Annotated in this window: 12 protein-coding genes; 7 read left to right on the top strand and 5 right to left on the bottom strand. The window is 73.3% G+C overall.

The window, feature by feature from the left end; translation table 11 throughout:
* Positions 1-84: 84 nt before the first annotated feature.
* From ctaD to AB0M52_RS05420, 4 genes are all read right to left on the bottom strand, one after another.
* A complete protein-coding gene (ctaD, locus tag AB0M52_RS05435) occupies positions 85-2,079 on the bottom strand; it encodes a cytochrome c oxidase subunit I (RefSeq protein ID WP_363949218.1) in 1,995 nt (664 codons plus the stop codon).
* 85 nt (positions 2,080-2,164) lie between these two features.
* Positions 2,165-2,893, bottom strand: a complete 729-nt coding sequence (locus AB0M52_RS05430) for an ATP-binding protein (RefSeq protein ID WP_363949215.1) — start codon at positions 2,891-2,893, stop codon at positions 2,165-2,167.
* Positions 2,894-2,992: 99 nt separating this feature from the next.
* Positions 2,993-4,150 (bottom strand): glycosyltransferase, encoded by a 1,158-nt coding sequence (locus AB0M52_RS05425; protein ID WP_363949212.1) that lies wholly within the window; start codon positions 4,148-4,150, stop codon positions 2,993-2,995.
* A gap of 76 nt (positions 4,151-4,226) precedes the next feature.
* Positions 4,227-5,153 carry a glucosyl-3-phosphoglycerate synthase gene (locus tag AB0M52_RS05420; protein ID WP_363949221.1) on the bottom strand — a complete coding sequence of 309 codons (927 nt, stop codon included), beginning with the start codon at positions 5,151-5,153 and terminating at the stop codon, positions 4,227-4,229.
* 278 nt (positions 5,154-5,431) lie between these two features.
* Here AB0M52_RS05420 and AB0M52_RS05415 point away from each other — a divergent pair, with 278 nt between their 5' ends.
* The 6 genes from AB0M52_RS05415 (at position 5,432) to AB0M52_RS05390 (ending at position 12,325) form a co-directional block, all read left to right on the top strand.
* A complete protein-coding gene (locus tag AB0M52_RS05415; RefSeq protein WP_363949209.1) occupies positions 5,432-6,442 on the top strand; it encodes a Gfo/Idh/MocA family oxidoreductase in 1,011 nt (336 codons plus the stop codon).
* On the top strand, positions 6,435-7,523 hold the full coding sequence (locus AB0M52_RS05410; protein ID WP_363949206.1) for a zinc-binding alcohol dehydrogenase: 1,089 nt from the start codon (positions 6,435-6,437) through the stop codon (positions 7,521-7,523). Before AB0M52_RS05415 ends, AB0M52_RS05410 begins: the two co-directional genes overlap by 8 nt.
* Before the next feature lie 86 nt (positions 7,524-7,609).
* Positions 7,610-9,904, top strand: a complete 2,295-nt coding sequence (secA2, locus tag AB0M52_RS05405; protein WP_363949203.1) for an accessory Sec system translocase SecA2 — start codon at positions 7,610-7,612, stop codon at positions 9,902-9,904.
* Positions 9,905-10,131: 227 nt separating this feature from the next.
* Positions 10,132-10,872: a GAF and ANTAR domain-containing protein gene (locus AB0M52_RS05400; protein WP_363949200.1), complete on the top strand. Its 741-nt coding sequence runs from the start codon at positions 10,132-10,134 to the stop codon at positions 10,870-10,872.
* A gap of 77 nt (positions 10,873-10,949) precedes the next feature.
* Positions 10,950-11,423, top strand: coding sequence for a DUF2231 domain-containing protein (locus AB0M52_RS05395; protein WP_363949197.1), 474 nt, complete (start codon positions 10,950-10,952; stop codon positions 11,421-11,423).
* A gap of 146 nt (positions 11,424-11,569) precedes the next feature.
* Positions 11,570-12,325 (top strand): class I SAM-dependent methyltransferase, encoded by a 756-nt coding sequence (locus AB0M52_RS05390; RefSeq protein ID WP_363949194.1) that lies wholly within the window; start codon positions 11,570-11,572, stop codon positions 12,323-12,325.
* Between the two features lie 10 nt (positions 12,326-12,335).
* Here AB0M52_RS05390 and AB0M52_RS05385 read toward each other — a convergent pair whose 3' ends face one another.
* Positions 12,336-12,728, bottom strand: a complete 393-nt coding sequence (locus tag AB0M52_RS05385; RefSeq protein WP_363949191.1) for an ankyrin repeat domain-containing protein — start codon at positions 12,726-12,728, stop codon at positions 12,336-12,338.
* 155 nt (positions 12,729-12,883) lie between these two features.
* Here AB0M52_RS05385 and AB0M52_RS05380 point away from each other — a divergent pair, with 155 nt between their 5' ends.
* On the top strand, positions 12,884-13,345 hold the full coding sequence (locus tag AB0M52_RS05380) for a cysteine dioxygenase family protein (RefSeq protein ID WP_363949189.1): 462 nt from the start codon (positions 12,884-12,886) through the stop codon (positions 13,343-13,345).
* Positions 13,346-13,404: the final 59 nt, after the last annotated feature.

The following is a 13,404-nucleotide window of genomic DNA, read 5'->3' as shown; positions in this document are numbered from 1 at the left end:
GCTAGCCCCCGCCACGACGGCAGGCCGGCAGGGCGGTGGGGCGGCACCGAGGTTCGGTGCCGCCCCACACGTACGGTTCGAGGTTCAGCTCTCGGGTGGCTCGTGATGGCCGCGGGGGTGGCGCCAGCGCTCGTTGGGTTGGTCGCGGTCGGGCGCCTGCTCCTCCGGAGCGTCGGTCTCCTCGAAGCTCGGCCGGCGCACCTCGTCCGGCTCCGGCACCTCCACCGGGCGGGCGCCGGACTGCGGTGCCGGCTGGTACGCCACCGCCTCCCGCGCGCCGTGCGCGCCCTCGGCGGCGGGCGACTCGGGCAGGTGCGGCTCGCGATGCAGCTCCTCACGGAACTCCTGCGGCGGCTTGGTGGTCCGCTGTGGAAGGTCCCGGCCCAGGTCGGCGACGAGTTGGCCGTACTTGGCGTCGAAGGCCGGGCGTTCGGAACGGATCCGGGGCATCCGGTCGAAGTTGCGCAGCGGCGGCGGGCAGGTGGTGGCCCACTCCAGGGAGTTGCCGAAGCCCCACGGGTCGTCCACGGTCACCAGCGCGCCGTACCGCCAGGTTTTCCAGGCGTTCCAGATGAAGAACAGGGTGGACGCCCCGAGCACGAACGAGAAGATGCTGGAGATCGTGTTCAGCGTGGTGAAGCCGTCGGTCGGCAGGTAGTCGACGTACCGCCGGGGGAACCCCTCGTTGCCCAGCCAGTGGTGCACTACGAAGGTGCCGTGGAAACCGATGAACATGGTCCAGAAGTGCAGCTTGCCGAGCCGCTCGTCGAGCAGGCGGCCGGTCATCTTCGGCCACCAGAAGTAGAAGCCGGCGAAGAGCGCGAACACCACGGTCCCGAAGACCACGTAGTGGAAGTGCGCCACCACGAAGTACGAGTCGTGGGTGTGGAAGTCGGCCGGCGGGCTGGCCAGCAGTACGCCGGTGAGCCCACCGAGCAGGAAGGTCACCAGGAACCCGATGGAGAACAGCATCGGGGTCTCGAAGGTCAGCTGTCCCTTCCACATGGTGCCGATCCAGTTGAAGAACTTCACCCCGGTGGGCACGGCGATCAGGTAACTGAGGATGCTGAAGAAGGGCAGCAGCACCTGACCGGTGGCGAACATGTGGTGCGCCCACACCGCCATCGACAGCACGGTGATCGCGATGGTGGCCAGCACGATCCCGGTGTAGCCGAACAGCGGCTTACGGGAGAAGACCGGGATGACCTCGGTGATGATGCCGAAGAACGGCAGCGCGATGATGTAGACCTCGGGGTGGCCGAAGAACCAGAACAGGTGCTGCCAGAGCATCGGCCCGCCGGTCTCCGGCCGGAACACGTGCGCGTCGAGCAGCCGGTCGGCGCTCAGCGCCAGCAGCGCGGCGGCCAGCAGCGGGAACACCAGGATCACCAGCACGCTGGTGAAGAGCATGTTCCAGGTGAAGATCGGCATCCGGAACATGGTCAAGCCCGGCGCGCGCAGGGTCAGGACCGTGGTGATCAGGTTGACCGCGCCGAGGATGGTGCCCAGACCCGACAGCACCAGCCCGACCACCCACATGTTCGCCCCGACACCGGGGGAGTGCTCGGCGGTGCTCAGCGGCGTGTACGCGGTCCAGCCGAAGTCGGCCGTACCTCCCGGGGTGAAGAACCCGCCGATCACCAACAACCCGCCGAACAGGTACAGCCAGTACGCCAGGGCGTTCAGTCGGGGGAACGACACGTCCGGCGCGCCGATTTGGATCGGCACGATGTAGTTGCCGAAGCCGAACGCCGCGGGGGTGGCGAACAGCAGCAGCATCACCGCGCCGTGCGAGGTGAACAGCTGGTTGTACTGCTCCGGCGAGAGGAACTGCAGGCCGGGCCGGGCCAGCTCGGCGCGCATCAGCATCGCCTCGATTCCGGCCACCAGGAAGAAGCCGAACGAGGTCATCAGGTAGAGCAGCCCGATCTGCTTGTGATCGGTGGTGGCCAGGAACTTGACCAACGTTCCGCCACGGAGGGGCTTGCGCACCGGGCCGGGGTAGCCGCCGAACCGGGCCGGCGCCAGGATGGCCGGCCCGCGGTCCTGTCCGGGTTCGGTGGTTACCCGCTTGGGCATGAGTCTCACCCCGCTGACGACGGAAAGGACGGGCGTAGCCACCCGCCCCGCCGACCATGTAACCAGGCGAGAGGGGGAATTTCGGTCAATTCGCGGGTAGTGTGGCCCATACGGCCTTTCCGTCGCCGGCCGGCGCGCTGCCCCAATGCTCGGCCAGCTGGCGTACCAGCAACAGACCCCGGCCGCCCTCGTCACGCTGGCCGGCCTCGCCGGGCCGGGCCGCCGCCCGGCTGCCGTCCAGCACGGTCAGGTGCAGCCACGGCCGGCGCAGCGTCACGGTGACCTGCATCGGGGTGCCTGCGTGCCGGACCACGTTGCCGACCAGTTCGCTGAGCACCACCGAGGCCGGGCCGGCCGCCTCGGGCAGGTTCCACCGGGCGCAGGCGTCGGCGACCAGTTCCCGGGCCCGCCGGCAGGCCGCTGCCACCGGCTCCAGGCGTACCCGCAGCCGGGGCACGGCGCAGGCGACCGCGACCCGGGTCGCCTCGGCACGGGTGCGGCGCACCGGCACCACCCGGCACACGGTCGATCCGGCCAGCGCGGCGGCCACCTCCGGGCGCGGCACGCAGAGCACCAACGGCACCACCGGCCAGTCGGCGGCCCGCCGGGCCGCGGCGGCGAAGACCGACAGCGCCAGCTCGTCCCGTACGGCCAGCTCGGCCAGGTCCACCACCAGCGCGTCGGGCTGGCCGGCCAGAGACCGGTCCAGGACCGCGTACACCTGGCGCATGGTGATCAGGTCGAGGGTGCCGGCGAGCCGTATGACGGTGATCGGTGCCCCGTCGCGTACCTGGCAGGTGATCCGGCTCGTCATCTCCGCCCTCGTCTCGCCGGCCTCGCGGAGCCTGCCAACTACCCCGGCCCGGACCGGGCGAAACCGGTGCGTGACGACCCCGACAGCCGGGCCCCGGGGTCACGCCGCCTGGAGCGTGGGGGCGGTGCTGCGGCGACTCAGCTGGTCGTAGAGGGCGACGTAGCGCCGGGCCATCACGGCCGGGGTGAACCGGGCGGCGGCCTCCCGGCGGCACTCGTCGGGCTCCACCAGGTCGGCGGCGAGCACGAGGTCACCCAGCTCCTCCTCGTCGCCGGTGAGCAGCCCGGTGCGGCCGTGCTCGACCAGCTCGGGCAGGCAGCCCCGGGCGATCGCCACCACCGGGGTGCCCAGTGCCAGGGACTCCACCACCGCCGTGCCGCCAGGCTCCTCCCAGCGCAGTGGGAACAGCGTGGCCCGGGCCCCGGCCAGCAGGTCGTCGCGGTCCCGGCCGGCCACCGTGCCGACCCACCGCACCCGGTCGCCGTCGACGTACCGGGCCACCTCGTCGTGGAAGAACCGCACGTCGGGGTTGAGCCGCGCGTCGTGGCCGGCCGCCGCGAGGTCCTCCGGCCGGTGGTACGGGCCGACCGGCCCGGCCAGCACGAGCGGGAACCCGACCCGCTGGGCCAGCCGGGCCGCCAGGTCCTGCCCCTTGCCGGGGGTGATCCGGCCCAGCACGAGCACGTGTGCGCCCTTGACCACTCCGGGGCGCCGGTGCGCGTCGATCGCCAGCGGGGTGGCCAGGTGCACATGCCCGACCGAGTGCTCCCGCAGCGCCTTCGGCGCCCGGGCCAGCTGCGCGGCGGAGACCCCGTTGACCCGGACCCGGTCCCCGCCGTCGAGGCTGCCGTAGAGCTCCGGATGCTTGGCCAGGTCCCAGTGCAGGGTGTGCAGCACGGGCGGGCCGTCCGGGCCCATGGCGGTGAGGGTGGCCAGGCCGACCGCCTCCACGTGATCGTGCACCAGGTCGATGTCGTCGCGGGCGTGCAGCTCGCGGACCACGCCGGCCAGGTGCGCCTGGGAGATGCCGCAGACCTGGTTGTACGGCCGTTGCAGGGCCGAGAACTGGCCGTCGGCGAAGACCGAGATCCGCTCGTCCACCGGCAGGGTGCTGCTGCCCACCGAGGCGAGCACCACCCGGACGCCGAGCCGGCGCAACGCGGGCACCAGGGTGGCGACCACGTTCTCGATCCCGCCGTAACCGGACGGCGGCACGGACAGCCAGGGGCCGGCGTTCATCAGGACGGTGAGACTCATCGTGTCGCGTCCCTCTCGTCGGCGAGCCGATGACCGGCCCGTACCCCGGTCGCCGGCGGTTCCGGCGACCCGCCGGTCACGCCGCGGCCACCCGCCGGCGGGGCACCCGGTGCCGCAGCTCGGCCAGCGGCGGTCGCTCCTCGACGGAGACGTCGCTGACCACGATCTCCCGGTCCAGGTTCGGCAGTGCGTCGGAGCCGCCCCGGCGGAACTGGGTCAGCAGGGCGGTGGGCAGCACGTCCGGGTTCGCCCAGCCCCGCCGCTGCAACCGGGACCAGGCGGTGAGCATGATCTGGGCGGACATCCGGCCCAGCGCGGCGGTGTCCTGGTGCCGGTGCTTGCGTTCGCCCAGGTCGACCTGGGCCAGCGCGTCCAGCCCGACGAGTTCGAGCAGGTCGATCATCATTGCGGTCTCGACGCCGTAGCCGGAGACGAACGGCACCTGTGCCAGCACGTCGCGGCGGCCGGCGTACTCACCGGCGAGGGGTTGCACGAAACCGGCCAGTTCCGGCCAGAACAGGTTGAGCATCGGCCGGGCCATCAGCTCCGTCACCCGCCCGCCGCCGTCCGCCTCCACCCCGCTCGTGCTGACCAGCGGCCGGTGGTAGAACCCCTTCACGAAGTCGACCGACGGGTCGGTGAGCAACGGGCCGAGCAGCCCGGTGACGAAGTGCGGGCGGAACTCGCGCAGGTCGGCGTCGACGAACGCCACCACGTCGCCCTCCGCCGCGGCCAGCCCGGCCCACAGCGCGTCGCCCTTGCCGGTCAGCCGGGGCAGCCCGCGGGTCATCTCGTCCTGGCTGACCACCTCGGCGCCGGCCGCCCGGGCCACCCGCGCGGTCCGGTCCTCGGACCGCGAGTCGACCACGATCAACTCGTCGACCAGCGGCACCCGGTCCACCAGGTGCTCGCGGATGGTCGACACGATCGCCCCGACGGTGGCTTCCTCGTTGTGCGCCGGCAGCACCACGCTGACCCGGCTGTCCCCCTTGGCCCGCAGCAACCGCCGCGTCGGCCAGTCGGCCGCCGAGGTGGTCCGATAGGTGGCCCAGGCCTCGACCACGGGCGAGACCAGAGACTCAGTGTTCCGCACAGGCACCCCCTGATCGCGGGAAGACCGGGAGATGGCTTTCCCAGCACCCCGCACGCTAACCGGATCCGTCCCCCCAGCTTGATCAGCACCGTGCTCCGGGCACGTTCCGGGGCGATGAACGTTTGGTTGCGCCCGGCCGGGGGAGGTGCCCAGACGCGACCGGAGCGGGGGCGGAAGGGCTGGTTGGCATGCGGCTGTGCCGGGTGGGACTGGTGGGAGCCGGCGGGGTGGCCCGGCGGCACGCCCGGGTGCTGTCCGGGTTCGACGACGTCGAGCTGATCGGCGTGGTCGACGTGACCTCGGGGGCGGCGGCCGACCTGGCCGCGACGCACGGGGCCCGACCGTACGGCGCCGTCGAACAGCTGCTCGCGGCCGGCCCGGACGCGGTGTACGTCTGCGTGCCGCCGTTCGCCCACGGCCCGATCGAGGAGGCGATCGTCGCCGCCGGGGTGCCGATGTTCGTGGAGAAACCGGTGGCCGTGGACCTGCCCACCGCCGAGCGGATCGCCGGCCTGGTGGCCGACCGGGGACTGCTCACCGCGGTCGGCCACCACTGGCGCTACCTGCACGTCGTGGCGCAGGCCCGCGACCTGCTCGCCGGCCGGGCGGTGCGCCTGGTCACCGGCGCCTGGCTGGACCGGGTCCCGCCGGTGGACTGGTGGGCCCGGCGGGAGCGCTCCGGCGGGCCGGTGGTCGAGCAGGCCGCGCACGTGCTGGACCTGATCCGCCTGCTGGCCGGCGAGGTGACCGAGGTGACCGGGTACGGCGACGGCAGCCCGCCACCGGTCGACGGCGCGGACGTCGACTCGGTGACCGCGGCGACCCTGCGGTTCGCCGGTGGCGCCGTGGGCACCCTCAGCGCCGCCTGCGTACTGGGCTGGAAGCACCGGGCCGGGGTGGAGATCCTGGCCGACGGGGTGGCGCTCACCCTCACCGAGGACGCTCTGCTGGTGTGCGACGCCGACGGGCCGCGGCGGTTCGACGCCGACCTGGACGGTGCCCGGGCGGCCGTCGACCGGGCGTTCATCGACGCGGTACGCGGCATCGGTGACGACGTGCGGGTGCCGTACGCCGAGGCGCTCGGCACGCACCGGCTCGCCCTGGCGGTGGCCGAGTCCGCCCGCACCGGTGGCGCCGTCCGGCTGCCCGACGCGGTCCGCCACCCGCCCCAGGGCGTCCCGGCGGACGTCGATGGCTGACCGGGTGCTGGTGGTCAGCGGGCCGGGTCGGGTGGAGCTGGTCGAACAGGACCCGCCGCCGCTGCCGGCCGGCGGCTTCCGGGTGCACACCCTGTACAGCGGGGTCTCCGCCGGCACCGAGCTGAGCTACGTGAAGGGCACCAACCCGTACCTCACCGCCACCTGGAACACCGATCTCGGCCTGTTCCAGCCCGGCGCGGCGAGCACCCCGTACCCGGTCCGGAGTCTGGGCTACATGCAGGTGGCCCGGGTGGTGGAGAGCGACACGCCGGCGGTGCCGGTCGGCGCGGTCGGTGCGATGACCTACGGCCACCGCACCGCGGCGGTGGCCGACCCGGTCGCCCAGCGCTTCGTGCCGCTGCCCGCCGACCTCGATCCGCTGCTCGGCGTCTACGTCGCCCACCTGGGGCCGATCTGCGCGAACGGGCTGCTGCACGCCGCCGCCGACCTGTACGGCACCGGCGCACGCGACCTCGCCGACGGGGTACGCGGCCGCCGGGTGGCGGTGGTCGGTGCCGGGGTGGTCGGCCTGCTCACCGCCCTGTTCGCCCGCCGGCACGGCGCCGCCTCGGTGGTGGTGCTCGACCCGACGCCACAGCGCCGCGCGGTCGCCGGGGCGCTCGGGCTGGACCCCGTCGACCCGGGCGACGGCGACCCGGCCGTGCTGATCAAGACCCGCTGGCCGCACGGCGCCGGCGACCGGGGCGCCGACGTGGTGTTCCAGTGCCGGGGGCAGGGCTGGGCGCTGCACCTGGCGCTGCGCCTGCTGCGCCCCCAGGGCACCGTGGTCGACCTGGCCTTCTACCAGTCCGGCGCGGACGCGGTCCGGCTCGGCGAGGAGTTCCACCACAACGGGCTGGCGGTGCGCTGCGCGCAGATCGGCCGGGTGCCCCGGGGGCTCGCGCCGACCTGGGACCGGGAGCGGCTCTCCGCCGAGACGATCGACCTGCTGCGCGCCGACGGCGCGGCGATCCGTACCCATCTGGTGTCGGCGGTGGTCCCGTTCGCCCAGGCCCCGGCCCTCTTCGCCGAGCTGGCCGCCAGCCGCCGCCAGGAGCTCCAGGTGGTGCTCACCGGCTGAGCGGAGCAGGTGCCGGAGGCGGCTCGGGTAAAGGCATACCTGCCGGGCCGCCACAACCGGCCTCCGGTCGCGTACCGTTGCCGCTCATGGGTGTGTCGCAACGGTTGAAGACCAGGTTCCGCCGGTTCCTCCAGCGCCCGGGGACCACGGTCGACCTGGCCCCGCTGGAGAAGCTGCTGCCGGCCATCGAGGCCCGCACGGAGGAGATGTCGGCGCTCGACGACGCCGAACTCACCGAGGCGGCCGCCACGGCGTCGAGCTACGAGGAGATCTGCGCGCTCGGCCGGGAGGCCGCCCGCCGCGGCCTCGACCAACGGCCGTACGACGTCCAGCTGCTCGGCGCGATGTCGCTGCTGTCCGGCAAGGTCGCCGAGATGGCCACCGGTGAGGGCAAGACCCTGACCGCCGCGATCGCCGCGTACGGGCACGTCCGGCTGGGCAACGGCCCCGTGCACGTGCTCACCGTCAACGACTACCTGGCCCGCCGCGACGCCCAGTGGATGGAGCCGGTCTACACCCTGCTCGGGCTCACCGTCGGGTGGGTCAACGAGGCGTCCACGCCGGTGGAGCGGCGCGCCGCGTACGCCTGCGATGTGACCTACGTCTCGGTCAGCGAGGCCGGCTTCGACTTCCTGCGCGACCAGCTCGTCACCGACGTCGAGGACCGGGTCCAGCCCGCGCTGCGCACCGCCATCGTCGACGAGGCCGACTCGATCCTGATCGACGAGGCCCGGGTGCCGATGGTCCTCGCCGGTTCGGTGCCCGGCGAGCAGAACCCGGTGCACGCCGCCGCCGCACTGGTGCGCGGCCTGCGCAAGGGCAAGCACTACGCGGTCGCCGAGGACGGCCGCAGCGTGGCGTTCACCTCCGCCGGCCTGGCCGCCGTCGAGGCCAAGCTCGGCATCGACCTGTACGACGAGGAGCACGTCGAGCAGCTCTCCGCGGTGAACGTGGCGCTGCACGCGCACGCCCTGCTGCACCGGGACGTGGACTACATCGTCCGGGACGGCACGGTCGAGCTGATCGACGAGATGCGTGGCCGGGTCGCCCAGCGTCGCCGCTGGCCCGACGGGCTCCAGGCGGCGGTCGAGGCCAAGGAGGGTCTGGACGCCACGGCCGAGGGCGAGGTGCTCGGCACCATCGCCGTGCAGGCGTACGTCGGCCTCTACCCGAAGGTGTGCGGCATGACCGCGACCGCGGTGCTGGTCGGCGACCAGCTGCGGGAGTTCTTCGGCCTGGAGGTCGCGGTGATCCCGCCGAACACCCCGTGTGTGCGGGTGGACGAGCCGGACCGCATCTACGCCACCCGGGCGGAGAAGGAGGAGGCGCTGATCGACGAGATCAAGCGCTGCCACGCCGACGGGCGTCCGGTGCTGGTGGGCACCCTGGACGTCAAGGAGTCCGAGCAGCTGGCGGCCGGGCTCAACGCCGCGGGCGTGCCGTGCGTGGTGCTCAACGCCAAGAACGACGACGAGGAGGCGGCGATCATCGCCGAGGCCGGCGCGCGCGGCGCGGTGACCGTCTCCACCCAGATGGCCGGCCGGGGCGTGGACATCCGCCTCGGTGGCAGCGACCAGTCCGACCGGGACCGGGTGGCCGGGCTCGACGGCCTGTTCGTGATCGGCAGCGGTCGTAACGACAGCCGCCGGGTCGACGACCAGCTGCGCGGGCGGGCCGGCCGGCAGGGCGACCCGGGCGGGTCGGTCTTCTTCGTCAGCCTGGAGGACGACCTGGTGGCCCGGCACGCCGGTGACACCGTGCCGGCCTCGCCCCGGATGAACGCCGACGGCCTGGTCACCGACGCGCAGGTGGACTACGCCGTCGAGCACGCCCAGCGGGTCGCCGAAGGGGTCAACCACGAGATCCACCGCAACACCTGGCGCTACAGCGTGGTCATCGAGCAGCAGCGCAAGGCGCTCGCCGAGCGCCGGGAGCGGCTGCTGACCAGCGACGTGGCGGCGCTGATGCTGCTGGACAAGCTGCCGGAGAAGGCCGGCGAGATGGACGAGGACCTGCTCGCCCGGGTGGCCCGGTCGATCGCGCTCTACCATCTCGACCGGCTGTGGGCCGCGCACCTGGCCGAGCTGTCCGAGGTCCGCGAGGGCGTGCACCTGCGGGCCCTGGGCCGGCTCGACCCGCTCGACGAGTTCCACCGGGCCGCGGTTCCGGCGTTCACCAACCTGGTGCCGGAGATCGAGGCGCGGACCCTGGCCACCTTCACCGACACCGAGTTCGAGGAGGACTGGGAGCCGGACGAGGCCGAGCTGGTCCGCCCGAGCGCGACCTGGACCTACCTCGTGCACGACAACCCGTTCGGCTCCGAGCTGGACCGGCTGATCGCCTCGGTCGGCCGGCGGCTTGCCGGCTCCGGCGCCCGCTGAAAAAGGCCGGCAACAGGGCCGACCCTGTTGACGGTCTGGTTAAGCCGGGCACGCCCCTCCCAGCCGTACCCGTACCCTGGGAGGGGCCCCGGTTTGCGCCGTTTCGACCGTTGTCGGCGCGGGTAGTAGGGCGGGTCCGTGACGTCAGGGCCGCCGCTGGAGCCGGGGCTCAAGCCGAGGAGGAGACAGGTGACGACGCTGGCCGGGCGTACGGGGGCTGGGAGCGCGTGAACCTGGAGACCACTCCACCGCTGACGGAAACTCTCGGCGTACTGGAGACGGCGGCCCTGCTGCGGGAGCTGACCGCCGGGTTGATCGCCCTGGACGACTTCGACGAGGCGCTCTCCACGCTGGTCCGGACCACCCGGGACGCCCTGGCCGGGGTGAGCTGGTGCGGGTTCACCGCGCTGCGAGCCGGCGAACCGGCCGGCGTGGCCGCCTCCGACGCCCGGCGCAGCGGCCTGGACGATCTACGGTACGGCCCGGACACCCCGGCCATGGACGCGATCCGGCGGCGGGAGATGGTCGGCGCGGAGGACCTGGCCCGGGAGCCGCGCTGGCCGGCCTGGACGCCCCAGGCCCGCGAGCTCGGCGTACGCGGGGTGATCTCCGCCCCGGTGGACATCGACGACCAGGTGATCGGGGCGATCAACCTGTACGCCGGCGAGTCCGACGCGCTGACCACCGGCCACCAGTTGACCGCGATGCTGCTCGCCGAACACGCCGGCCTGCTGCTGGCGGCCGTACGCGACCGCGAGCGGCGGGCCGCGCTGGCCGGGGAGCGGGACGCCTCGCTGCTCGGTGACGGCGTGATCGGTCACGCCGTCGGAGTGATCATGACGCAGCGCGGCTGCCCGGCGGAGGAGGCGCTCGACGTGCTGCGTAGCGCGGCGTCGTCGCTGTCGATCCCGCTGCGCGAGGTGGCCGAGCGGCTGGTCAGCACGGTCTCCCGCCCCCGGGACAACTGACCGGGCGGGTCGTTTCGCCCGGCTGGCACCCGGGTAGCACCCTGGACTGACGGGCCAACCGACGCCAGGGGGATGCGATGCAGAGCCGACTGCGGGTGCAGGGGCACCCCATCCAACCGATGCTGGTGACCTTCCCGTACGGACTCTTCGTCTGCGCCGCTATATTCGATCTCGCCGATGTGGCCGGCGGTCCGGCCTTCCTCGGCGAGGTCGGCTACTGGACGACGGTGGCCGCTCTGGTGGCGGCGGCGTTGACCACGGTCGCCGGGATGGTCGACCTGTGGGACGTGCCGCCGGACCGCACCCGGCACACCGCGATCACCTTCAACCTCGTCAACGCGGGCATGGCCGGGCTGTTCCTGCTCGCCTGCCTGATCCGGGCCGACGGGCCGTACCGGGGCGCGTCACCGGCGCTGCTGGTCACCGAGCTGGTCGCCCTCGCCGTCGGCGGGGTGGGCGTACGGCTCGGCGCGCGGCTCATGCGCCACTTCGAGGCCAGCCGCGCCGAGGCCACCAGCTTCGACGCCCTGCGCGTCCGGACCAAGGTGTAAGGAAGGGCCCCTTCTTAACGTCTGGAGTAGAGGAGGGGTCCCCTTTTAACACCCCGACCCACGGCGGGTGGTGGTGCGGGGAAGATGGTGCCGATACGGCCGGGAAACGCGTTGCTGACGGCCGGTCAGCCGGGCACGCTGGGCCGGTGTCCGGGGACGGGAGCTTCGAGGAACTGATCGCCGAGGGCGCCGCCGCCCCGGTCGAGGGTTGGGCCTTCGACTGGCTCGCCGGCCGGGCCATCGAGGAGCGTCCACCCTGGGGGTACGCCCGCCTGGTGGCGGTGCGGATGGCGGAGGCCGACGCGGCGCTGGACGTCGACACCGGTGGGGGAGAGGTCCTCGCGGAGGTGCCCCGCCCGCCCCGGCTACTGGTCGCGACCGAGGCGTGGCCGCCGAACGTGCCGGTGGCCCGAGCCAACCTGCGCCCGCTCGGGGCGAGCGTGCTGGCGGTGGCCGCCGACGCGCCGCTGCCGTTCCGGGACGCCGCCTTCGACCTGGTGGTCAGCCGGCATCCGGTCCGCACCGACTGGCCCGAGGTCGCCCGGGTGCTGCGTCCGGGCGGGACGTTCCTGTCCCAGCAGATCGGGCCGGGGACCGTACGCGAACTCAGCGAGGCGATCCTCGGGCCGTTGCCGCCACCGGCGCATCGGCACCCGGCGCAGGCGGTCGCCGCGGCCCGGTCGGCCGGCCTGACCGTGGTGCACCTGCGGGAGGCGACGCTGCGGACCGTCTTCCACGACATCGGCGCGGTGGTCTGGTTCCTGCGCAAGGTGGTCTGGACCGTACCCGGGTTCACCGTGGCGGCGCACCGGCCGGCGCTGGCCCGACTGCACGAGCGTATCCAGGCCGAGGGCCCGTTCGTCGCCCACGCCCGACGCTTCCTCATCGAGGCCGAGCGGTAAGCAAGGGCGCTCAGGCGCCGCGCAGCAACGCGAGCATCTCGGGTAGGTCGAAGAACTCGGCGGTGTCCATGGCGGACGGGTTGCCGCCGGCGGGGTCGGCGCCGGCGGCGAGCAGCGTGCGTACCGCCTCGCCGCTGCTGCGGAACACCGCTGCGGCCAGCGCCGTCTGCCCCCGGTCGTTGACGCGCGAGTAGTCGGCACCCCGGGTCAGCAGCGCGGCGACGGTCTCCGGGTGGGCGTGGTACGCCGCCAGGATCAGCAGGCTGTCGCCCTTCTCGTTGGTCAGGTTGACCGGTAGCCCCGCGTCGACGTACCCGGCCAGTTCCGTGGTCGCGCCGTCGCGCGCCAGGTCGAACATCCGGTGCGCGAACTCCAGGGTCTCGGCGTCGAGTTCCTCGCTCACCGCCTCAGGTTAGTCGGCGGCGTACCGTCGCCCGCGACCGCAGTCGATCCCGCCTCGGTCCGGGCCGTCCCAGCAGGTAGGATTACCTACTAAACCTATAGACTTTGCCGTCTAAACTGGCGGGGACACCAGCCGTCAACCATCGTGAGGAACCCATGTCTGCCGCGTCCGTCACCGAGCCGGACCTGCTCGCCGTCGCCCGGCGGTGGGCCGTCGATCCGGCCAGCTGGCCGGTGCCCCTGCGCTTCGAGCCCGCCAGCAGGTGGTACGCGCGGCTCGCCGCGGACGACGAGCACGAGGTGTGGGCGCTGAGCTGGCTGCCCGGCCAGGGCACCGACCTGCACGACCACGGCGGCTCCTCCGGCGCCTTCCTGGTCGCCACCGGCGTCCTCACCGAGGAGACGGTCAGCGGTGGCCGGCTTCGTCCGCACCTGCTCGCCGCCGGCTCCGGCCGCCGGTTCGGTGCCCGGCACGTGCACGTGGTGACCAACCGGCACGCCGAGCCGGCGGTCAGCGTCCACGTCTACCGCCCGGCCCTGCGCCGGATGACCCGCTACCACCTCGCGGGCGGTCGGCTGCGCGTGGCCGACGTTGCCGAGGCCGGCGTGGCATGGTGATCTTGTCAGGCCACAGCTGCGTGCCCCGCCCCGCCGGCGCCCGGCGTGCCGCCCGAACC

The sequence above is a fragment of the Micromonospora sp. NPDC051296 genome, from assembly GCF_040682255.1.
Taxonomy (GTDB): Bacteria; Actinomycetota; Actinomycetes; order Mycobacteriales; family Micromonosporaceae; genus Micromonospora; species Micromonospora craterilacus.
The sequence above is the reverse complement of the archived record's forward strand: the minus strand, read 5'-3'. Positions and strand labels throughout refer to the sequence as shown.